General features: G+C 33.6%; 21 protein-coding genes. 14 read left to right on the top strand and 7 right to left on the bottom strand.

Annotation, left to right across the window (positions count from 1 at the left end; translation table 11 throughout):
* Window positions 1-5: 5 nt before the first annotated feature.
* From CELAL_RS15125 to CELAL_RS15115, 3 genes are all read left to right on the top strand, one after another.
* A complete protein-coding gene (locus tag CELAL_RS15125; protein WP_013551763.1) occupies window positions 6-845 on the top strand; it encodes a universal stress protein in 840 nt (279 codons plus the stop codon).
* Window positions 846-880: 35 nt separating this feature from the next.
* A complete protein-coding gene (locus tag CELAL_RS15120) occupies window positions 881-1,780 on the top strand; it encodes a mechanosensitive ion channel family protein (RefSeq protein WP_013551762.1) in 900 nt (299 codons plus the stop codon).
* Between the two features lie 129 nt (window positions 1,781-1,909).
* A complete protein-coding gene (locus tag CELAL_RS15115) occupies window positions 1,910-2,896 on the top strand; it encodes a 2-hydroxyacid dehydrogenase (protein ID WP_013551761.1) in 987 nt (328 codons plus the stop codon).
* On the opposite strand, the gene cls is transcribed toward CELAL_RS15115, so the two are convergent.
* Window positions 2,891-4,294, bottom strand: a complete 1,404-nt coding sequence (gene cls / locus CELAL_RS15110; protein ID WP_013551760.1) for a cardiolipin synthase — start codon at window positions 4,292-4,294, stop codon at window positions 2,891-2,893. The genes CELAL_RS15115 and cls overlap by 6 nt on opposite strands.
* A gap of 62 nt (window positions 4,295-4,356) precedes the next feature.
* The gene (locus tag CELAL_RS15105; RefSeq protein ID WP_013551759.1) at window positions 4,357-5,211 is read right to left on the bottom strand and encodes an AraC family transcriptional regulator; all 855 of its coding nucleotides are present in this window, start codon (window positions 5,209-5,211) and stop codon (window positions 4,357-4,359) included.
* A 176-nt stretch (window positions 5,212-5,387) separates the two neighbouring features.
* Between CELAL_RS15105 and CELAL_RS15100 the strand changes: the two genes are divergently transcribed.
* Genes CELAL_RS15100 through CELAL_RS15080 form a run of 5 tightly spaced genes read left to right on the top strand, consistent with a single transcriptional unit; the run spans window position 5,388 to window position 10,051 of the window.
* Window positions 5,388-6,545 (top strand): cytochrome P450, encoded by a 1,158-nt coding sequence (locus CELAL_RS15100; protein WP_013551758.1) that lies wholly within the window; start codon window positions 5,388-5,390, stop codon window positions 6,543-6,545.
* A gap of 3 nt (window positions 6,546-6,548) precedes the next feature.
* Window positions 6,549-6,857: a 2Fe-2S iron-sulfur cluster-binding protein gene (locus CELAL_RS15095; protein ID WP_013551757.1), complete on the top strand. Its 309-nt coding sequence runs from the start codon at window positions 6,549-6,551 to the stop codon at window positions 6,855-6,857.
* Window positions 6,858-6,862: 5 nt separating this feature from the next.
* Window positions 6,863-8,107 (top strand): NAD(P)/FAD-dependent oxidoreductase, encoded by a 1,245-nt coding sequence (locus tag CELAL_RS15090; protein WP_013551756.1) that lies wholly within the window; start codon window positions 6,863-6,865, stop codon window positions 8,105-8,107.
* 8 nt (window positions 8,108-8,115) lie between these two features.
* A complete protein-coding gene (locus tag CELAL_RS15085) occupies window positions 8,116-9,234 on the top strand; it encodes an alcohol dehydrogenase catalytic domain-containing protein (RefSeq protein WP_013551755.1) in 1,119 nt (372 codons plus the stop codon).
* Window positions 9,235-9,250: 16 nt separating this feature from the next.
* Complete coding sequence (locus CELAL_RS15080; protein ID WP_013551754.1) at window positions 9,251-10,051, top strand: alpha/beta hydrolase; 801 nt, start codon at window positions 9,251-9,253, stop codon at window positions 10,049-10,051.
* Here CELAL_RS15080 and CELAL_RS15075 read toward each other — a convergent pair.
* Genes CELAL_RS15075 through CELAL_RS15065 form a run of 3 tightly spaced genes read right to left on the bottom strand, consistent with a single transcriptional unit; the run spans window position 10,048 to window position 11,928 of the window.
* Window positions 10,048-10,581, bottom strand: coding sequence for a hypothetical protein (locus tag CELAL_RS15075; RefSeq protein WP_013551753.1), 534 nt, complete (start codon window positions 10,579-10,581; stop codon window positions 10,048-10,050). The genes CELAL_RS15080 and CELAL_RS15075 overlap by 4 nt on opposite strands.
* 30 nt (window positions 10,582-10,611) lie before the next feature.
* Window positions 10,612-11,253, bottom strand: a complete 642-nt coding sequence (locus CELAL_RS15070; RefSeq protein WP_083807798.1) for a M23 family metallopeptidase — start codon at window positions 11,251-11,253, stop codon at window positions 10,612-10,614.
* A gap of 60 nt (window positions 11,254-11,313) precedes the next feature.
* The gene (locus CELAL_RS15065; protein WP_013551751.1) at window positions 11,314-11,928 is read right to left on the bottom strand and encodes a MarC family protein; all 615 of its coding nucleotides are present in this window, start codon (window positions 11,926-11,928) and stop codon (window positions 11,314-11,316) included.
* A gap of 263 nt (window positions 11,929-12,191) precedes the next feature.
* Between CELAL_RS15065 and CELAL_RS15060 the strand changes: the two genes are divergently transcribed.
* Window positions 12,192-12,848, top strand: coding sequence for a peroxiredoxin-like family protein (locus tag CELAL_RS15060; protein WP_013551750.1), 657 nt, complete (start codon window positions 12,192-12,194; stop codon window positions 12,846-12,848).
* Between the two features lie 8 nt (window positions 12,849-12,856).
* Here CELAL_RS15060 and CELAL_RS15055 read toward each other — a convergent pair whose 3' ends face one another.
* The gene (locus tag CELAL_RS15055; RefSeq protein ID WP_013551749.1) at window positions 12,857-13,780 is read right to left on the bottom strand and encodes a hydrogen peroxide-inducible genes activator; all 924 of its coding nucleotides are present in this window, start codon (window positions 13,778-13,780) and stop codon (window positions 12,857-12,859) included.
* A gap of 108 nt (window positions 13,781-13,888) precedes the next feature.
* Between CELAL_RS15055 and CELAL_RS15050 the strand changes: the two genes are divergently transcribed.
* From CELAL_RS15050 to CELAL_RS21580, 4 genes are all read left to right on the top strand, one after another.
* Window positions 13,889-15,409 carry a catalase gene (locus CELAL_RS15050; RefSeq protein ID WP_013551748.1) on the top strand — a complete coding sequence of 507 codons (1,521 nt, stop codon included), beginning with the start codon at window positions 13,889-13,891 and terminating at the stop codon, window positions 15,407-15,409.
* 74 nt (window positions 15,410-15,483) lie between these two features.
* Window positions 15,484-16,002 carry an ankyrin repeat domain-containing protein gene (locus CELAL_RS15045; protein WP_013551747.1) on the top strand — a complete coding sequence of 173 codons (519 nt, stop codon included), beginning with the start codon at window positions 15,484-15,486 and terminating at the stop codon, window positions 16,000-16,002.
* A gap of 281 nt (window positions 16,003-16,283) precedes the next feature.
* Window positions 16,284-17,402 (top strand): DUF7151 family protein, encoded by a 1,119-nt coding sequence (locus CELAL_RS15040; protein ID WP_013551746.1) that lies wholly within the window; start codon window positions 16,284-16,286, stop codon window positions 17,400-17,402.
* 33 nt (window positions 17,403-17,435) lie between these two features.
* On the top strand, window positions 17,436-18,125 hold the full coding sequence (locus CELAL_RS21580; protein ID WP_013551745.1) for a tail fiber protein: 690 nt from the start codon (window positions 17,436-17,438) through the stop codon (window positions 18,123-18,125).
* A 268-nt stretch (window positions 18,126-18,393) separates the two neighbouring features.
* Here CELAL_RS21580 and CELAL_RS15030 read toward each other — a convergent pair whose 3' ends face one another.
* On the bottom strand, window positions 18,394-19,089 hold the full coding sequence (locus tag CELAL_RS15030) for a Crp/Fnr family transcriptional regulator (RefSeq protein ID WP_013551744.1): 696 nt from the start codon (window positions 19,087-19,089) through the stop codon (window positions 18,394-18,396).
* A gap of 101 nt (window positions 19,090-19,190) precedes the next feature.
* Here CELAL_RS15030 and icd point away from each other — a divergent pair, with 101 nt between their 5' ends.
* The gene (gene icd, locus CELAL_RS15025; RefSeq protein WP_013551743.1) at window positions 19,191-20,411 is read left to right on the top strand and encodes an NADP-dependent isocitrate dehydrogenase; all 1,221 of its coding nucleotides are present in this window, start codon (window positions 19,191-19,193) and stop codon (window positions 20,409-20,411) included.
* Window positions 20,412-20,421: the final 10 nt, after the last annotated feature.

Genomic DNA, 20,421 nt, shown 5'->3' with positions numbered 1-20,421 from the left:
ACACAATGAACAAACGCATCTTAATTCCTACAGATTTTTCTAAAAATGCCTTAAATGCAGCTCGTTATGCACTAGATTTATATGAAAAGCAAAACTGTGATTTTTATTTTTTAAATGTATTTCATGTAAATGGATATACGACAGACAATTTATCTATACCTGAGCCAGGCAATACAGCATACGATACGGCTAAAGAAGCATCTGAAGCATCCTTAGGTAAACTGTTAGAGGTTTTAAAATTACATAGTGATAACCCGAAACACCATTTTCATACGCTATCTAGTTTCAATTTTTTATCAGAAGCAATGAAAGATCTTATTGCTAAAAAAGTGATCAATTTAGTAGTTATGGGAACTCATGGCGCAACGGGCAGCAAAGCTGTTATTTTTGGTAGCAATACCGTAAAGGCTATGGAGAAGATTAATGCTTGTCCTGTATTAGCAGTTCCTGAAGATCTTAGGTTTGCGCCACTTAATGAAATAGTATTTCCTACAGATTTTAAATCAAGCTTTAAACATAAAGAGCTAAACTATTTAATAGATATCGTTAGAATGCATAGCGCCACCGTATGTATACTCTACATCGGTAAAGAAGAAGAGTTAACCGCTATTCAACAAGAAAACAAACTACATTTAGAAACTCTTTTTAGTACCATAGCATATACATTTCATACCCTAACCGATATTACTATAGCGAAAGGCATTACTACTTTTGTAGATAGTAGAGATAGTGATATGATAGCTTTTATTAACCGAAAGCATTTTTTCTTTGACAGCATTTTTTCAAAACCACTCGTAAAAGAAATTGGCTATAATGCTATAACTCCCATTTTAGCGCTTCATTAATAATACAGCTAAAACCAATACACCTCAAACATAGTATGGATACCCTAAAGACCTTATTTGAACATCCTACCTTTATTAAAATAGGCTCTTTACTGGTTTGGATTATTGTAATTGTAGCTATCATTGGTTTTTTTAGAAAATTACTAAAGAAAAGAATAACCGATTTATCCATTCGTTACAAGGCTCAAAAAGGGATAGAAATTATTGGGTATACCCTTATATTTTTTCTTATTCTTTTATCTTTTACTGTAAAAAACCTTGAAGATTATACCATTATTATTGGGTTATTTACAGCTGGAATAACGTTTACACTTCAGGAGTTGATTTTAAGCATCGCAGGATCATTTTATATTTTCTTTGTACGTATTTATAAGCCTGGTGATCGTATTGAAATTAATGGAATAAAAGGAGACGTAATAGATATTGATAGCATTTACACCACCTTAATGGAAATAGGCGAATGGGTTAGCAGTGATAACTATTCCGGTAGAATTGTAAAAATTAGTAACGCCTTTGTTTTTAAAGGCCCCATTAAAAATTACTCTATGGATTTTCCTTTTGTCTGGGATGAATTAAATATTCTAATTACCTACGAATCTGATTTAGAAGTTGCAAAAAAAATAGTGCAAGAACAAGCAGAACTACTTTTGGCAGATTATACCGAAAAATCTACTGCAAAGTGGAAAGAAATGGTAGAACACTACTATATAGAAGATTCTAAACTAGCACCTTCTATCGCCATCAATTTAACAGATAATTGGGTGGCTGTAAACTTACGTTATATCACAGATTACAAAAAAAGAAGAGCTACAAAGCATGAATTACTTGAATTAATTCAACGAGAAATTAAAGCTACCCAAGGTATTGTAAACTTTGCTTCTACAACTTTACAGTTACTTAAAATGCCCGAAGTAGACGTACAACTAAAAAAATGATATGGAATTTACTATGACCATTGAAGTAACCAAATCTTTCAAATAAAAATTATTGATAAATACTATTGGAATGTTACTATTCCAAAATTAAATGAGACAGCAACACTAATAATATAAGTACAACCACACATGAAAATATTATTTTACAGCAGTAAAGATTTTGAAATCCCATTTCTCGAAAAAGCAAATACTCAAAATCAGAAAATAACCTTCATTAAAGATGCGTTAACCAGTGAGACCGCTTTAAAGGCTGCAGGATACAAAGCTATTTCTATTTTCTCTGGAGATGATGCATCCTCATTAGTATTAGAAAAACTTTGGGATTTAGGAGTAAAATATATCACATTGCGCTCTGCAGGTCATAATAATGTACATTTAGAAGCTGCCAAAAACTACGGTTTTAAAGTGGCTAATGCTCCAGACTATTCTCCTTACGCTATTGCCGAACATGCTACAGCCTTGTTATTAGCTTTAAACCGTAAAATAGTTACGGCCAATGCGCAAGTAAAAGCCTATAATTTTGTTCAGGATAATTTAATGGGCTTTAATTTAAGAGGTAAAACTGTAGGGTTAATTGGCACAGGTAGTATTGGTGCTGCTATGGCAAGCATCATGAATGGTTTTGGTTGTACAATTTTAGCCTATGATATTGCGCCCAATTATGAATTAGAAGCACTATATAATTTAAAGTACAAAAGTTTAGGTCAGCTCTGTGGTGCATCAGATATTATAAGCTTACACATACCACTTACTGAGGATAATCACTACCTTATTAACAAAGAGCGTATTTATTTAATGAAAAAGAATGTAATTATAGTAAATACGGCTAGAGGTGCCCATGTACATACTCTAGATATTATTGAGGCTATTGAAAATAAACAAATTGGTGGCTATTGCACAGACGTCTATGAAAAAGAAGCAGGAACATTCTTTAAAGATTTTTCAAACGAGGAATTAAAAGATGAGACCTTAAAAAAGCTTTTAAGTTTATCTAATGTTTTACTGACTCCACATCAGGGATACATGACCAATGAAGCCTTACAAAATATTGCTGACTTAACATTTGAAAACTTGAATGCCTGGAAGGAACATAAAATAAGTAAGAACGAATTATAGTAGTGCGCTAAATAACTTTCCAAAACCTTCTTTAAGCTTATCACTCCAAGGCCTATTTATAAATTCTGTGTAGGACAAGCTTTTACTTATATGAGCATCATTTAGAAAATCTGTTTTGAGCAATTTTGCAAATGCTTCATCATAAATTAGAGCATTTACTTCATAATTTTGCTCAAAACTACGGTCATCTAAATTTGCTGTGCCTATGGTAGTTATGGCGTCATCACTAACAATAATTTTACTATGTAAAAATCCATCAGGAAATAAGTTGATTTTTACCCCTGATTTTAAAAGTGCTTCAAAATAAGAACGCACACTCCACCCTACAATTTTACTATCTACTTGTTCTGAAATTAGCAAACGGACATCTACACCACTCAAAGCGGCTGTTTGCAAAGCTTGTAAAATTGCTTGACCAGGAATAATATACGGATTGGTGATGTAAATATATTTTTTAGCTTTATTAATAATAGAAAAATAAGTTTGTTCTAAAGAAGCAAAATCATCATCTGGACCACCAGCTACAATTTGCACCAAACTATTAGCGTCGCCTTCTATCGTTCTATCTATCTTAACAGGAGTACAGTCTTTTTGACTTACTAAATACCAGTCCATTACAAAAACATAATCTAAATGTTTTGCTGCTGGTCCTATAATTTGCAAATGCATATCATGCCATTTCCCTAGTGTTTCATCTCCTTTTAGGTATTTATCAGATATATTAATTCCGCCAGTAAAACCAATAAAACCATCTACAACTATGATTTTTCTATGGTTTCTATAGTTTAATGTTCTAAAAAAACGACCAAATTTAAAGGGTAAAAAAGGGTATACCTCTACCCCTATCTCTTGTAATTTAGCCAGGTATTTTTTACTTAAAGAAAAACTACCTACGCCATCATAAATCATCCGAACAGAGACCCCTTCTTTAATCTTCTTAACAAAAAGATCTAAAAAAGTATCTGCTAATTCCCCTTCTTCAAAAATATAATACTGTAAGTGGATGGTTGATTTGGCAGCTTCTAGTGCTTTAAATATAGCTTCAAAAGTAGTTTTACCATCTTTTAATAAATATAAATTATTACCTTCCGTTGGTGGAAAATGTGAATTTCGGTAAACCAAGGTCATGATCCTTTTAAATTGACCACGCATTGCTGCCATATGGGCAATAGTTGGTTTCGGGAATTTAAAGAACCGATCTTTCTTTAAAAGTATCAGCTTATTTTTTCTTCTATTTCTTCCTAATAATAAATACAATAAAATACCTCCTACAGGAACCGTAAATATGGCCAATAACCAACCCAAAATTTTTGATGGCTTTGCTCCGTGTAGTAAGATACTCACCACTAAGGTTAAGGCAATTAATATATAAAGAGTGTATGCGATGTGAAGTCCCAATATCGATTTTTATAATTACTGCTAAGATACCCTAAGTACACTTGGATAGGCTATGATATATATCACATTTTTAAGTACTTTTTTCTAAAAGTTAGGGGAGAACAATTCATATACTTATCAAACTGTCTATAAAAAAAAGGTAGACTTTCATATCCGCATTCATAGCCTATCTGACTCACTTGTTTTTTAGATTCAATAAGCATTTTACAGGCCATGTTAATACGGTATTCATTTAAATAGGTAAAGAACGATTTGTTAAGCGATTTTTTAAAAAATCGACAAAAAGCTTCATTTCCCATTGCTAGTGTTCCTGCAATATCTTCTAATTTTATTTTTGTAGTGAAATTATTGGCTACAAAATCCTGAATTACATCTATTCTTTGGTTAGTCTTACTATTTAAAATAGGAGTAAAACCAGGTGTCACTAGTAATTTATAAGAATCTACAGTACTAATTTCTTCTAGAAGTTTTAAGAACTCTAAAAGTTTCTCTAAGGGCTCATTTGTAATAATTTCATGTAATTTTGGAGCCATCTTTTCAGAAAAAATTGCATGAAAGCAAACACCTTCAGAGGCCCGTTTTAATAATTTTTTTATACTATAAAACTCACTTTTATCTAACCAGTCTACCCCTAAAAGATTTGTATCCCATTGAAAAACTAAAGATTTTACTCCTGAGGTTTTTTCTGAAGTATTTTTCCAACAATGTGGTAAGTTACTACCCAAAAGTACAAAATCACCAGCTTTAAACTGCTGCACGCTGTTTCCTACATAACGTACCCCTTCTCCCGCAACAATATACGTAAGCTCAAATTCTGGATGAAAATGCCATGGTGCATCAAAATCATCACCCTCATACACAAAAGCTCTAAAAGAACTATTGTTTGATGGCCTAATTTTTTCAAATTGTGCTTTCAATGTAAACTATATTTTCATTAAAAATAATCAATTATAACATCAATAAGAAGCAAAATATCAATATAAAGTCAATATAAGCACTTATGAGGTCAATAAAGAGAATTTTTGGTTTGCTAAAAACATAGATTTTTGAAGCAATCAAAACTACTATCTAAAATCATAAATATAAACCACTCATGAAGGAAAGTATTTTCACAGATCCTTTTAAAAAGGCAAGACAGGAAACAGGCATAGGAGAAATGGATGATCAAAATGATCCTGTTGCCATGATTTTAGGGCATAAGGAAGTACGTAGGGCTGCACATCATTGGAAAAGCTATAGTTCAGGAGCTGTTCCTGGCCGTATTGTTATACCGTCCGAAGTAAATATTAGAAGTATTCGGCAAATTCCGTTTGAAGTAGATCCTCCGCAACATGGTGCTTATCGGGAGGTGGTCGAAAAATGGTTTAAGCGACCATTAGAAAAAAAATACGAAGAAGAATTAACCTTACAGATTGAGGCTTTAGTAACAAAGGTGTTGGATCAAGATTCTTTTGAAGTGATTCATGATTTTGCATTGGTTTTACAATCTCAAGCACTCACCTTATTATTTAATGTCTCCTTTGAAGAAGCACAGACTTGGATATCTTGGGGTACCCACGTTTTTAGAAGTAAAGATTCTGCTTTAGATGGCGCAAAAGCAACTGTTCTTTACGATTATATAGACCTAAAATTAGCTGAAAGTAGCTCAAATCCAGGTAAGGATTTTTATGCTGTTTTATTAGCAGCGGAAGTAGATGGTAAAAAGCTAACTGCAGAAGAAGCTAAAGGGGTTCTTATTTTAACCTTTGCCGGAGGTAGAGACACTGTTATTAATGCGGTGACCAATAGTATCGCTTATTTCGCAGAACATCCAAAATCTTTAGAATGGCTCAGAAAAGAGCCAGAATTGTTACCTACCGCGATAGAAGAACTTATTCGTTACTTTTCGCCACTAACGCAAATGGGACGTGTGGCTATGCAGGATACTATGGTCTGCCAACATGCTGTAAAGGCAGATAGCAGAATTTCTCTGTGTTGGGCTTCTGCAAACCGGGATGAAACTGTATTTGAAAATGCTGATGAAGTGGTTTTAGACCGAAAGGCAAATCCGCATGTAGCCTTTGGTTTTGGCACGCATAATTGCCTTGGAGCTACTCATGCGAGGCAAGTAATGAAAGTGCTATTACGCACTTTAATTGCTAAAGTAAAAAGCATTGACATTCATGAAGCTAAGGATAATATAGAAGATCTTGGTGATTTTAAACGTAAAGTAGGTTTTGATTCTCTAACCGTAAAATTCAATAAACTATAAATAATGGCTCAAATAACATTTATTTCAACCGATAATAAAAGCACTGTAGTATCTGGCAATTCTGGCAATTTGATGGAGTTGGCATTGCAAAATAAAATTGAAGGCATTGAAGGGAATTGCGGGGGCGTTTGCTCTTGTGCTACTTGTCATATTTACGTACAAAAAGAAGATTGGACCAAAATAGGTCCGCCAAATGAAATGGAAAGTGATATGCTAGAGTTTGATGATAAAACAACAAACTATAGCAGATTATCCTGCCAAATTCAAGTCACTGATGCTATTGATGGCATTGTTGTTAATGTTGCAAAATAAATTAGATGACAGCACAAAGTTCACAAACGTGTATCATAATTGGCGCAAGTCATGCTGGGGTAAATTTTGCTTTCGCCCTTAGAAAACAAGGTTGGCAGGGTACTATTTTACTCTTTGATAAGGAAGCTACCCTCCCCTATCACAAACCTCCACTTTCTAAATCATATTTAAGTACGGAAGACCATAATAAAATAGATGCCCTATATCCATTAGAAAGCTATACGACAGATAACATCACTTTAAAACTAGGGATTAGTATTGCTTCTGCTAATGCAAAAGAGAGTACCATCACAACCCAAGAAGGAAAAGAATATCAGTATAACTTTTTAGTCTTGGCCACAGGAGCACGACCTTTAATTCCGAATATTCAAGGAATAGCAACTGTCAAAAATATATTCCCCATGCGCTCTATTGCAGATGCTGTGGCAATTAGAACTGCATTAAAAAAATCAATCTCTAAAAAAGTGGTGCTAATTGGTGGTGGCTATATTGGATTAGAAACTGCTGCATCTTTAAAAAAAATAGGCGCAATTGTCACTGTTTTAGAACGGGAACCTCGAGTATTAGCACGAGTGACGGCGACTGAAATGTCTCACTTTTTTGAAAAATTACATCATGATAATGCTGTTGCTATTCACTGTAACAAAAACGTATCCCAACTAGCGCATAAAAATAAAACAAACATCATTAGTTGTGATGATGGTAGTACTTATGAGGCCGATATCATTGTGGTGGGCGTAGGTATTATTGTGAATACAGAATTAGCTGAACAGCTAGGGCTTGAAATAACTAATGGGATAAAAGTAGACAGTACCTGCAAGACAAGTAATACTGCTATTTATGCTATTGGCGATTGCACCAACCACTATAGTCCCCATTATAAAAAAAATATCCGATTAGAATCTGTACAAAATGCGGTAGATCAAGCAAAAATAGCGGCAGCTAGTATTTGTGGTAATGAGAAACACTACAATACAATCCCTTGGTTTTGGTCAGATCAGTATGATGTAAAATTACAAATTGTAGGGCTAACAACAGGCTATAACCAACTCATTAAACGGGTTGAAACCTCAAAAGAGAAAAGCGTTTCCTTTTGGTATTTTAAGGATGATGAATTGCTTGCCGTAGATGCTGTAAACAATGCAAAAGCATATATTCTAGGCGGAAGATTTATTCAATCGAAGCAACAACTAAATAAAGAAAAAATTAAAGATTCAAGTATCGCTATAACCCCTACTAGTTTTTTATAATTAAAATTATGTCTATACAATCAAAAAGTGCTATTGCAAAAGGTGACGGATCATTCTCTATTGAATATGTTACCGTAGAAAACCCACAAGAGGATGAAGTATTGGTGGCTATAAAAGCTGCAGGACTTTGCCATACAGACCATGATTCTCTCCATTGGGGAAAACCTATTATTATGGGGCATGAAGGCGCTGGAATTGTAAAAGCAATTGGTGCTAAAGTAACCACCGTTAAGGTAGGAGATGCTGTAATTTTAAACTGGGCCACCCCATGTGGTAAATGCTTTCAATGCAAAGAAAAAAACCAACATATTTGTGAAAATAATTCGCCCGTAGTGGCCGGTGGAAATGGGTATACGCCAGGACATGCACATTTAGAAGGTACCACATGTAATAACACCCCTATTATACGTTCCTTTAATATTGGTACTTTATCAGAATATACTTTAGTAAAAGAATCTGCCGTCGTAAAAAACACTTACGATAAAATGCCTTTTACGGCTGCAAGTATTATTAGTTGTGGTGTAATGACAGGCTACGGGTCTGCCGTAAACTCTGCCAAAGTAAAAGAACATAGTAGTGTGGTGGTTTTGGGTACAGGAGGCGTAGGATTAAATGTTATTCAAGGAGCAAAAGTGTCTAAAGCATCTAAAATTATAGCCATTGACATTAATGAAAATCGTTTAGAAATGGCGAAACAATTTGGAGCTACACATACTATTCTTGCTCGTAAAAATGACAAGGGACTTTTAGAAGCTGCCAAAAAAGTAAGAATAATGACCGATGGTCGTGGTGCAGATTATGCTTTTGAATGTACCGCAATACCAGCGCTAGGTGCTGCTCCTTTAGCAATGGTAAGAAATGCAGGAACAGCAGTACAAGTAAGTGGTATTGAAGAGGAAGTATTGATAGATATGTCTCTCTTTGAATGGGATAAAATTTATATCAATCCGTTATACGGAAAATGTAACCCGCAAACAGATTTCCCCAAGATCATAACCCATTATAAAAACGGCGACTTACTGCTTGATGAAATGATTACACGCACCTATTCTCTTGATAATTTACAACAAGCTTTTGACGATATGCTATCGGGTAAGAATGCTAAAGGTGTAATTGTTTTTGATTAATTTCAACTAAAAAATCATGACTATATTTAAAACCACAGAAGTATCTAACCCTGATTTTGAAAGTAATAACCTACGTTTTATTACGGTTAAATCATCCAATCTGAAAGGAAGAGGTGATATTTGTGTTTTTGTTCCTCCCAATAAAGATTTGAAAGATGCGCCTATAATTACGCTTCTACATGGGGTATATGGCAGTGCTTGGATATGGGCCCATAAAGCAGGTGTACATTTTACCGCATTACAAATGATGCAAGAAGAAAAAATTAAACCTATGGTACTTGCTATGCCCTCTGATGGGTTATGGGGTGACGGCTCTGCATATCTACCACATTCTGATAAGGACTTTGAAACGTGGATTACCACAGATGTTAACCAAGCCGTCATAGAAAATATAGCGTGTACTAGTAAAACATCTCCATTATGTATTGCCGGATTATCAATGGGTGGGTATGGTGCGCTACGCTTGGGTGCTAAATATCCTGAAATTTATAAAGGACTTTCCGGTCATTCTTCTATCACTACTAAAAGCCAGATGCATTTATTTGTTGAAGAGGATGAAAGCAGCTATAATCAAGAAAACCTGTCCGATGAAGATGTATTTTTATTATTACAAAAAAATAAATTACGCTTACCTCCCTTCCGGTTTGATTGTGGTAAAGATGATATTCTAATTGAACAAAACAGAAGGCTTCATCAACTATTAAAAGAAGAGCATATACCGCATACCTATCAGGAATTTGAAGGAAAACACGAATGGAGTTATTGGCAAGAACACATTAAAGATACCTTGCTATTTTTTGATAGCTTATTAGACTAAGGTATGGTTCCAATCTCATTAAGTTTCCATCCGTCATCACATTTTTCAAATCTAAAATGATGTTGACCTCCTTCATGAAACAAGGTTCGTTCTGTAGTGGTAACTAGAATTTCCCAATAGAAGACCCCATCCAAATCCTGTTTGTAAAAAATAGTTTCTCTTTCTTTTAGTAGCTTTACAAAGTCTGGATTAAAAAACAGATCAAAATCTTGAGCTATAAACCTATCAATAGGCACGTAGATCAAATCTTCATAAATGGTATCATACCATAATGTATCTGTTTCCTGCAATTGGGCAATGTACGCTTGTTCTTCTGTGGTATTCTCTAAACAAGGATAACATCTAATTTTAGTTTTGGATAAACCCTTAAAAGTTCTTCTCTCTTTTTTTTCTACCGCCTTTAAAAATGAATTCCATGTTTTTTTTATCTCAACATCTTGAGGAGTATAAGAGCTACGTTCTTTACCCGAAATATATAGCAGAAGTATACATGGAGCTATTAAAATGTATTTAATACTTTTTATTTTCATATGTATAAGAATTTTATGATTTAGGCACCGCTATTTTCTATGTGCCTTGATAAATTTGGTAGGATCTAGGTATCCTTCTGTTTCGGTAGCGTAACCTGCTCCTACTGGCAATGATACATCATCTCTAATTTCAAAATGTAAATGGGCTAAATAAATACCATCTGCGTTTCCTATAGTTGCAATTTTATCACCCTTAAAAACATATTGCCCCCGTTCTGCGAGCATGGTATCGCAATGTGCATACAAAGATTCTACTACTAACCCATCTGTAGTAGTATGCCATATACGGATTACTTTTCCCCATCCCCCACCAATATCAGCAGCGAAATTAACAAAACCATTTGCCGTGGCATAAATAGGATCTCCTAAATCAGAATTTCCACCTGTGACAGCATTCCAATCATCGCCTAAATGATTATTTGCCCCAAAAGCTTGTGCATTATAATACCCCTTAGCGTTTGGCTTTGCGATAGGAAAATCAAAACCTCTAGCTTTATAAATAGATTTCTGCTTAAAAACTTCTACAATGGTATCTAATCTAGTTTTGAGTGGCTCAACTTTTATAATAGCTTTCTCCGTAGTTGAAGACTGAATGGTGTCCTCCTTCTTTACCTCCTGACAAGAAACCTGAAACACTATGGTTATAAAAAAAAGGATTTTAAAAAAATTCATTGACCTAACTATTGAATGATGAATGGTATACTTGCACTAAAATAGGTATTCTGAAAACTACTAAAGATTAAAGCTAAGTTTAATACCTTCGACAATCATACCTGTTCCTATGATAGCCAAAATAAGTCCCATTAATTTTCCAATAACTGAGATTAAGTTTTCTCCTATTTTTTCTACAATTACGTCACTTAAAACAAAAGCCCAATAGGTCAATAAAATCATCAACCCAAAAATACCAACTACAATACCTATGTGTGTATAACTTGCATTGGTTACAAAATTCATTCCTGTTACGATGGTCCCTGGTCCTGCAAGAATAGGTATCGCTAAAGGCGATATCGCTACACTGCTATCATCCTCCTTATCTTCAGGACTTTGTATCTTAGATTTTTTAGACATCAGCATTTCAAAGCCTACGTAAAAAATTAATACCCCGCCGGTAATTTTAAAGGCTGGAATAGTAATTCCAAAAAGCTCAAAAATATATTTCCCCGCAAAAATAAAGGACACTACAATTATAAAAGCTGTGATTGTAGCTGTCTTGGCAATCTTTTTTTTCTGTTCTTTATTTTTACCTTCTACAAGGCCTAAAAAAATGGGCGTATTTGCTATAGGATTCATAATGGCAAAAAAGCCCATAAATACTGTTAAACTATAAGTAACCAAACTATCCATGTCTCTTTTATTGGTGTTTAACAGCTAAAACTAAGGTATTTTTAAGTAAAATTATAATTACATGTAAACGTTTATCTTGTCTTATTCATATTCCAAAAAAGGTATATCAAAGAATAAATTAATCGAAACACTATATTTAACACGCTTATAGCTTCAGATTTTCATGACGTAAGTAGTATTTGCGTACCTTCAGATTTCTCAAATAGTAACTTACTATTGTAATTAAAGCCATACAAAAACGTACTAATTAGAAAAGAAATAACATGGAAGATACTAAAAAAATAAGACCTTTAGAAAAAGAGATTAACGATAAGAAAACCGCTTTTGAAAGTTCGGCATCTGAAGATAAAAAACAAAAATACGCTGAAGGTATTGCTGCAGTCGTAGCCACCAATATTGTTGGCAAAGCGTTGCAAGTAGGTGAAACTGCTATAAATTTTACCTTACCAAATGCTTTAGGTAAAAAAATTACATTGTTTGATGCGCTAGAAAATGGTCCTGTAATTTTGATGTGGTACAGAGGGGGTTGGTGCCCATATTGCAATATGCAACTGCATTATATGCAAGAGGCATTACCAGAATTTAAAAAACTTGGAGCTAGCCTATTAGCAATTACGCCAGAAACACCTGATAATTCTATTTCTACAAAAGAAAAAAACAACTTAGAATTTGAAGTTTTAAGCGATGTTGATAATGTTGTTGGTTTCCAATATAAAGTTGTTTTTAAACTAACAGATGACGTCAAAGAGATTTATGAAAATGGTTTTGGTCTTAGCAACTTCAATGGGAATGATAAAGGAGAGTTACCCTTAGCTGCTACGTATATTATTGGTCAAGATAAAGTTATCCAATATGCATTTTTAGACGCTGACTATAGAAATAGAGCAGAGCCACAAGACTTACTAGAGCATTTGAAGTAAACTAATTTTCATCTCCAATTAATTTTAATAAAACGCTCGTTTTTCACAAATTCATCGGGCGTTTTATCTAATATTTCTAGACGTAAAGCATCAAGCAATACATCTTTAGAAAAAGAATGGTGCGTTACTAAACTCACCTCTCGTATGGGCTTAGGATCTGTAAACTGAATAATAGTCCCACTATCATTAGCGTCAATTGCCATTTCTGGTACCAAAGTAAACCCTCCGTAATTATCAACCATCTTCTTTAAAGCTTCTATAGATCCGCTTTGAAATTGGATTGTTTTTGTACTTTCTACGTTTCCACAGATATTTAGTACTTGATTCCTAAAGCAATGCCCTTTCTCTAAAAGCCATATATTATCTAGCGTTTCAATTTCAGCTACAGCAATACTTTTTTTAAGCGTTGGAAAATAATTTTTTTGACCATAAAAGATAAAGGGTTCATTATATAGTTTAACCTCTCTTATAAAAGGCTCATTCAAAGGGGTTACCAATATTCCTATATCTATTTCTTTTTTCTGCAGTGCCAAGATAATCTGGTCACTTTCCATCTCCTGTATTTTAAGAATTGTATTGGGATATTTTTGCGCAAAAGCACCTGATATTAGAGGAATTAAATACGGTGATATTGTGGGTAGTACTGCTAAGCGGTATTCTCCTTCTAAATTATCTAGCTCTATACTCACCATATTTTTTAAATCCCTTACCTCGCCCAAGATTACTTTTGATTTTTGGAGAAACATTTCCCCTAAATCTGTCGGTTTTAACGGGAATTTACTTTTATCAAAAATTAAAAACCCTATTTCATCTTCCAATTTCTTTACCTGAATTGTTATTGTAGGTTGTGTTACAAAACATTTCTCGGCAGCCGTAACAAAGTGTCTGTAAGTATCTAGAGCGATCACATATTCTAATTGCTGTAAAGTCATTTTCTAATCATATTAATTTTAGCAATACAAGTATATAAAGTATCAATTTGATTCATCGCTCAAAGTGATTGAATTTTGCGGCATCATTATAAATAAAATTGATACAAAATGAAAAAAACATTAGTTTCCTTGATTATCTTCTCCTACGCTTTAACCGGATTTTCGCAGAGCGATAACATCATAACTACTAACGGAGGAGTACCTGTTGGTGATAACCAGAATTCTAAAACAGTAGGAGAATATGGCCCTGTGTTACTGGAAGATATTTTTCTTGTAGAAAAATTGGCTGCCTTTGATAGAGAAAGAATTCCGGAACGTGTTGTACACCCAAGAGGAGCTGGTGCCTCTGGATATTTTGAAGCCACAAAAGACATGTCTACGTACACAAAAGCTGTATTATTTACAGAAGCAGGAAAAAAAACAGATGTAGCCGTAAGACTATCTACTGTGATTCATGGAAAAGGTTCTCCAGAAACAGCTAGAGACCCTAGAGGTTTTGCTGTTAAATTTTATACAGAACAGGGTAATTACGATATTGTAGGAAACAATCTTCCTATTTTCTTTATCAGAGATGCCATAAAATTTCCCGATATGGTACATTCCTTAAAACCATCTCCTGAGACAAACAAACAAGATCCCAATAGGTATTTCGATTTCTTTTCTAATGTTCCTGAAGCAACCCATATGATTACAAGGTTATGGACCGATTTAGGGATACCAAAAGGATACCAATATATGAACGGTAGTAGCGTTCACGGATACAAATGGATAAACCAAGCTGGTAAGGTTACTTATGTTAAATATTCATGGGTTTCTAAGCAAGGTGAAAAAAACTTAACGGCTGAGGAAGCTACCATCCAACAAGGTTTAGATTGGCAACATGCTACCGTAAGCTTACGTAAAGCTATTGCCGATGGTAATTACCCACAATGGGATTTATATGTGCAAATGATAAAACCAGAGGACCTCCACTCCTTTGATTTTTGGCCTTTAGATGCTACAAAAGATTGGCCTGCCGATAAAATTGAAAAAATTAAGATTGGTACAATGACCTTAAATCAAAATCCTGTGAACTATTTTGAACAAGTAGAAAGTATTGCTTTCTCTCCAGGGGCATTAATTCCAGGCATTGAACCCTCTGAAGATAAGCTGTTACAAGGAAGGTTATTTTCGTATTTTGATACACAGAGACATAGACTAGGTCCCAATTTTCAACAACTAAAAATAAATCAGCCGCTAGAAGCTCCCAAAAATTATAATTCTGACGGTTGGATTAGTGCTGGCAATAAAAGATTTGAAAATCCTGATGTAAACTATCAGCCAAGTACTAAGGCTTCATTAACAGAAGATCCGCAATACAAACAGTCTGAAACTACACTTAAGAATGTAACCATCACACAAAAGAAAATTACTAAAACAAATGATTTTGCTCAAGCTGGGGATTTTTACAGATCACTTACAAAACAAGAACAGGATAATTTAATTAAAAATTTGAGTGGTGATTTGGGGCAAGTAACGGATAAAAATATTCAAAAAACAATGATTGGTTATTTCTACCGAGCAGATAGAGATTACGGTATGAGGATTGCTAAAGCCTTAGGTTTTTCTCAGAAAGATTTTATGAATTAATAATCAACTTTTAAAATAAACAAGATATAAGAGAGGAAGTGTACAAAGCTTCCTCCCTTTTAAAAACAAACGATATGAAATATACACTAGTAATTTTAATTTTAATATTTAGTAGGACCGTGAACGCACAATCAATTTTTGATGCCTCAAGAAATGGTGATTTAGCACAAATTACAGCATTATATACAGCAAATAATGATACTATCAATGCTGTAGACCATCAAGGTTTTACGCCGTTAATTCTAGCTGCCTACAATAATCAGGCAGAGGTGGTTGATTTTCTAATAAACAAAGGATGTGATTTAAATGCACAAGATTTTTCTGGTAATACGGCATTAATGGGCGTTTGCTTTAAAGGATATAGTGCTATTGCAAAGACACTAATAGCGAGCGGTACCCGTGTAAACCAGCAAAATTTTAATGAAGCCACTGCGTTGATTTATGCGAGTACATTTGGTCATACAGAAATAGTTGCTTTCCTACTACAGAACAATGCCGACAAAACCATTAAAGATAATAGAGGAAATACAGCATTAATACATTCTAAAATGCAAGGTAATAACGAAATAACAAAATTATTATCAGCTAAATAAAAGTAAAATCAGAACATATTTTAGTATAAAAAAACCGTTTACCTGAATTTTATGACTTTGAAAGAAATCTACTTCAAATACATATTAGAATTGCTTACCTTATATAGCCATACTATGTATCTTAAATCTAGGTAAAATACATGTCAATAGATTTAATTACTAAAAAAACTTAGCTAAACTATATTTAATAAATACCTTAATTTTAAATCCGTTCCTTTTGTTACCTTTGATTACGCATAATTAAACAAATTAGGGGTAATTAAAATCTAATTTTTAAGTTCATGAAAAAAGTAAATCTACTCTATTTTATTTTATCCATACTTTTTATAGCCTGTGAAGGCGATCAAGGATCAACAGGTTCTCAAGGATCTAATGGTTCTACTAGTTTAATCAATATCACAGATGAAGCTCCAGGAAGCAATTGTGATAATGGAGGTTTAAAAATTGAAACTGGCTTAGATAGTAACGCTAATGGAATATTAGAAAGTAATGAAGTTCAAAATACACGATTTGTGTGTAATGGGATCAATGGAAACACTAGTCTAACCACCGTAATAACTGAGCCTGCAGGGGCCAACTGTACCAATGGAGGAATTAAAATAAATGCGGGTTTAGATGTAAATGGAAATGGAAATTTAGAAGAATCAGAAATTACTTCCTCTGCCTTTATTTGTAACGGAGTAGATGGTGATAATAATGGATTAACTAGAATTACCAATGAAAACGCTGGCGTTACCTGTGCAAATGGCGGTTTAAAAGTAGATTATGGTATTGATGTTAATAACGATGGTGTATTAAATGACCTTGAAGTAGACTATACTACCTATGCTTGTTTTGACCAAAGTAGTAGCTTAAGTCTTATAAATATTACGGATGAACCTGAAGGGTCTTTTTGTGAAAATGGCGGAATTAAAATAGATACTGGACTAGATTTAAATGGAAATCAAGTTTTAGATGATGCAGAAATTCAAATTACAAAATATGTTTGTAATGGAATAGATGGAATTATTAATGAAGAAATTAGAATTAAAATTGTAGAAGGAATTGGAACTGCTGCAACAACAACGAGTAGTACTCCTATACTAATTTCTGGCATAAGCTTTGATAAAAGAAACTTTGATAACATAGATGCTATATTCTTTGAATCGGACCCATATGTAAGTAATAATAGTAATTTTGCCCTAGTAGAACTTTACAACATTTCAGATAATGTGGGTATTAACAATACGTTACTCAGAACCAATAACGTATTCAGTTTAAAAGAAGCACTATTATCAAACGATATTTTTAATGAACTCCCAGAAGAAGAAATTAATCTAGGAATACGATTTAGTGCTGAACTAGATGGAGAATTTTCGGCTAGTGGAATTCCTTATCTTGTATTAAGACGGAGCAATTAAGTTTCAATTAAAAAAAATTAATAATATAATTATATGAAAAAGATAATTTTATCTATCCTATTGATTGGAATAAGCATAGGAGTTAGTGCTCAAAACATATTTCCGTTAAATGGAAATGTAGGTGTTGGAACAGCAAACCCTACTAGTAAGCTTCAAGTTAATGAAGGCGATGTAACTATTTATGGCTTAAACACCTCTAGATATTTACGTTTTACACAAGACAATCTTCAAGGTGCTTTTTTAAATTATGATGGCGCAAATAACATTTTAAATATTGGTGTTAATAATGTGAATACCACGGATGTTTCTAATGATATTAATGCAATTAGTATTGCTCGATTAAATGGAAATGTGGGTATAGGAACCATAAATCCAGATATGAAATTAACCGTTAAAGGTAATATCCATGCTGAAGAGGTTAAAATAGATCTTAATGTACCCGCACCTGATTATGTTTTTAAAGAAGATTATAAACTCAGGAGTATTGAGGACTTAGAAAATTATATCAAAGAAAATAGCCACCTTCCTGAAATACCCTCTGCTAAAGAATTTGAGGAAAATGGGGTAATGCAAGGGGAAATGGATATGAATCTTCTTAAAAAAATTGAAGAATTAACATTGTATATCATTCAACAAGAAAAGAAAATTAACGCGTTAGAAGCACTTGATTCAAAATATATCGAATTAGAGAAAAGATTAGAAAAATTAGAAAATAAAAATTAGAGAGTAATACTCGTTTAGTAAACTAGCTACTTATAAACTGCATCTGACCGCCTTCTTTGGTCGGTTTTTTTTTACAGCAATTTATTCCTCTTATGATAACGCAACCCTCAAAAGAATATACTCTAGCTTTTTAGGGTTTTGCCGTAATTTCATATTAAAAATATAGGCGTTAAAAAAGTAACTGTTAATTTATGAGAAGTAAGCTATTGTGTGCAGAATAATACTCAATTATATGTACGAGGTCTTTGGTAAATCATGAAAATAAATTCTAAAGGACCAAGTCAAGATTTAGAAGTTGTAAGATTTTCTCCTTATTTATGATGTGAATAACTCGTTTATTTACTTCAATAATCTCTTCATCTTTAAATTGTTTGAGGCTCCTCCCCAAGCTTTCCGTTGAAGTACCTATAATATTAGCTAAATCTTCTCGTGTTAAATCAATACCAAGCTCTTTTTGCTGTTTTTTAAATCGATTTTCCAAAATAAGTAAATTAATAGCCAATCTAGAATTTTGATTTTTTTGAGCAAGTACAGCTATGATATTGGCTAATACACCAAATTCATGACCAATATTCTTAATAAACGTTTGTTGTAAAGCAGGAATATTTTGCAAGAGTTCAAGAAATATATTTTTAGGAATAAAATTAACTTCCAAATCTTCCAAGGCTTCACAAGAATCCTGGTAACGCTCCTCTCCAAATAGTGCATGATACCCCAGCACATCTCCTGCTGTATAAATATAAAAAATTTGTTCGGCACCAGAAAAACCTCTTTTAAGTTTTTTTGCTTTCCCCTTTTCAATTTGAAAGATCCCTGTAGGTATTCCTTCTTCATAAAATAAGAGACTTCCTTTTTTTATAAATAAAGGCTCCATTGCATCATATACTATTTTTTTTTCATCAGAAGTCAATATGTCAAAAAGTAGATTACTCTGAAAATCAAATTGCGAATAGAAATTTTTCATGTGACAAATATATACTAAAAACAATATAAAAATATAACATTTGTTATGTTTTAAAATAACATTTATTGTATATTTGTATTAAACTTAAGGTATTGTAAATTATGAATGAAAGTAAAATTAGTCTTATTGACGGCAAATTAAATGTTCCTAACAAACCTATAATCCCATTTATTGAAGGAGATGGTACGGGTCCAGATATTTGGAAAGCCACCAAATTAGTCATAGATACAGCCGTTCAAAAAGCATATGGTGATAACAGAGCAATTAAATGGAAAGAAGTATTTGCAGGTGAAAAAGCCTTTGAAAAAACTGGAGAATGGTTGCCCAAAGAGACTATTCAAAGTATTGCAGAATTTCTTGTTGCTATTAAAGGCCCGTTAACAACACCAATAGGTGGTGGTATGCGATCTCTTAATGTAGCATTACGCCAACAATTAGATTTATATGCCTGCGTAAGACCTGTTAAATGGTATGAAGGAGTACCCTCGCCTGTTAAAGCTCCTGAAAAAGTAGACATGGTTATATTCCGAGAAAACACGGAAGATATTTACGCAGGAATAGAATGGTTGAATGGTACTCCTGAATTGGAAAAAGTAAAGAACTTCCTTATCAACGAAATGGGGGTAACTGCTATACGGTTTCCTGATACCGTATCTATTGGAATTAAACCCGTTTCAAAAGAAGGTACAGAACGGTTAGTGAGAGCGGCAATTGAATTTGCTATTGATAATAAAAGAGATTCAGTAACCATTGTCCACAAAGGCAATATCATGAAATTTACGGAAGGAAAATTCAAAGAATGGGGGTATCAATTGGCTAAAGATGAATTTAATGCAAAAGATTATGAAAGCGGTCCTTGGCAGATTATTACAAAAAATGGACATCAGGTAATTATCAAAGATGTTATTGCCGATGCATTCTTACAACAAATTATACTGAGACCAGAACAATATGATGTTATTGCAACCTTAAATTTAAATGGAGATTATATTTCAGACGCTTTAGCGGCTATAGTAGGCGGAATAGGTATTGCACCAGGTGCCAATATAAATTACAAAACAGGTGTTTCTATTTTTGAAGCTACACATGGAACGGCTCCAAAATATAAAGATCAAGATAAGGTAAACCCTTCTTCCGAAATCCTTTCTGGCGTAATGATGTTAGAATATTTGGGTTGGCAAGAAGCTGCAGACCTTATTGTCAAAGGGTTGAAAGGAGCTATTAAGAAAAAAACAGTAACCTATGATTTTGAAAGGTTGATGACAGGTGCCACGCTACTTAAATGTTCAGAATTTGGAGAAGCTATTGTAAACAATATGTAGCTTCATCAAC

It is taken from the genome of Cellulophaga algicola DSM 14237, assembly GCF_000186265.1.
Classification (GTDB): Bacteria; Bacteroidota; Bacteroidia; order Flavobacteriales; family Flavobacteriaceae; genus Cellulophaga; species Cellulophaga algicola.
The sequence above is the reverse complement of the archived record's forward strand: the minus strand, read 5'-3'. Positions and strand labels throughout refer to the sequence as shown.

Coding starts and splice junctions, on each gene's coding strand:
- CELAL_RS15070 (WP_083807798.1), bottom strand. CDS start 11,253: ATGAATTTTTTTAAAATCCTTTTTTTTATAACCATAGTGTTTCAGGTT.
- CELAL_RS15120 (WP_013551762.1), top strand. CDS start 881: ATGGATACCCTAAAGACCTTATTTGAACATCCTACCTTTATTAAAATA.
- icd (WP_013551743.1), top strand. CDS start 19,191: ATGAATGAAAGTAAAATTAGTCTTATTGACGGCAAATTAAATGTTCCT.
- CELAL_RS15115 (WP_013551761.1), top strand. CDS start 1,910: ATGAAAATATTATTTTACAGCAGTAAAGATTTTGAAATCCCATTTCTC.
- CELAL_RS21580 (WP_013551745.1), top strand. CDS start 17,436: ATGAAAAAGATAATTTTATCTATCCTATTGATTGGAATAAGCATAGGA.
- CELAL_RS15085 (WP_013551755.1), top strand. CDS start 8,116: ATGTCTATACAATCAAAAAGTGCTATTGCAAAAGGTGACGGATCATTC.
- CELAL_RS15065 (WP_013551751.1), bottom strand. CDS start 11,928: ATGGATAGTTTGGTTACTTATAGTTTAACAGTATTTATGGGCTTTTTT.
- CELAL_RS15045 (WP_013551747.1), top strand. CDS start 15,484: ATGAAATATACACTAGTAATTTTAATTTTAATATTTAGTAGGACCGTG.
- CELAL_RS15090 (WP_013551756.1), top strand. CDS start 6,863: ATGACAGCACAAAGTTCACAAACGTGTATCATAATTGGCGCAAGTCAT.
- CELAL_RS15050 (WP_013551748.1), top strand. CDS start 13,889: ATGAAAAAAACATTAGTTTCCTTGATTATCTTCTCCTACGCTTTAACC.
- CELAL_RS15060 (WP_013551750.1), top strand. CDS start 12,192: ATGGAAGATACTAAAAAAATAAGACCTTTAGAAAAAGAGATTAACGAT.
- CELAL_RS15095 (WP_013551757.1), top strand. CDS start 6,549: ATGGCTCAAATAACATTTATTTCAACCGATAATAAAAGCACTGTAGTA.
- CELAL_RS15055 (WP_013551749.1), bottom strand. CDS start 13,780: ATGACTTTACAGCAATTAGAATATGTGATCGCTCTAGATACTTACAGA.
- CELAL_RS15080 (WP_013551754.1), top strand. CDS start 9,251: ATGACTATATTTAAAACCACAGAAGTATCTAACCCTGATTTTGAAAGT.
- CELAL_RS15075 (WP_013551753.1), bottom strand. CDS start 10,581: ATGAAAATAAAAAGTATTAAATACATTTTAATAGCTCCATGTATACTT.
- CELAL_RS15100 (WP_013551758.1), top strand. CDS start 5,388: ATGAAGGAAAGTATTTTCACAGATCCTTTTAAAAAGGCAAGACAGGAA.
- CELAL_RS15030 (WP_013551744.1), bottom strand. CDS start 19,089: ATGAAAAATTTCTATTCGCAATTTGATTTTCAGAGTAATCTACTTTTT.
- CELAL_RS15125 (WP_013551763.1), top strand. CDS start 6: ATGAACAAACGCATCTTAATTCCTACAGATTTTTCTAAAAATGCCTTA.
- CELAL_RS15040 (WP_013551746.1), top strand. CDS start 16,284: ATGAAAAAAGTAAATCTACTCTATTTTATTTTATCCATACTTTTTATA.